This is a genomic window from Colwellia sp. MB3u-41 (assembly GCF_014076845.1).
Lineage (GTDB): Bacteria > Pseudomonadota > Gammaproteobacteria > Enterobacterales > Alteromonadaceae > Colwellia_A.
Genome location: NZ_JACGUT010000061.1, coordinates 1 through 443, shown reverse-complemented (window position 1 = coordinate 443; position 443 = coordinate 1). Strand labels below are relative to the sequence as shown.

The following is a 443-nucleotide window of genomic DNA, read 5'->3' as shown; positions in this document are numbered from 1 at the left end:
GGGGCATTGGCCGTATCGATTAACTGGGTTAAATCATGGGCGACACTTTCTTGCTCCTTACGGATCTTATTGAGCTCGGTGATATCTTGTCCAACCCCCACAACCCCCACAATACGACCTGCCGCATCCCGGCGTGAAGAGGAGTTCAACAGCACATCCACCCGGTCGCCCGTTTTGGTAAACAACGGGAATTCATAGTTAGCCGACTCTTCACCTTGCAGAGCCTTATCTAGTACCTCTTTAACCGAGGCCTTGTAATCATCGGTGATAAACCCGGCCACCAGATCTTTTCCCATGACATCAATCTTAGCAAAGCCGGTGAGCTGCTCGGCGCGCTGGTTCCATTCGTTCACCAGACCCGCGGCATCAATCCCAAAAATAGGGGCATTGGCCGTATCGATTAACTGGGTTAAATCATGGGCGACACTTTCTTGCTCCTTACG

The 443-nt window shown here is 51.5% G+C and carries 1 protein-coding gene; it reads right to left on the bottom strand.

The features are described 5' to 3' along the window. A partial coding sequence (locus H4J73_RS06680) for a PAS domain-containing protein (protein WP_182188796.1) occupies positions 1-443 on the bottom strand: 443 nt, incomplete at both ends.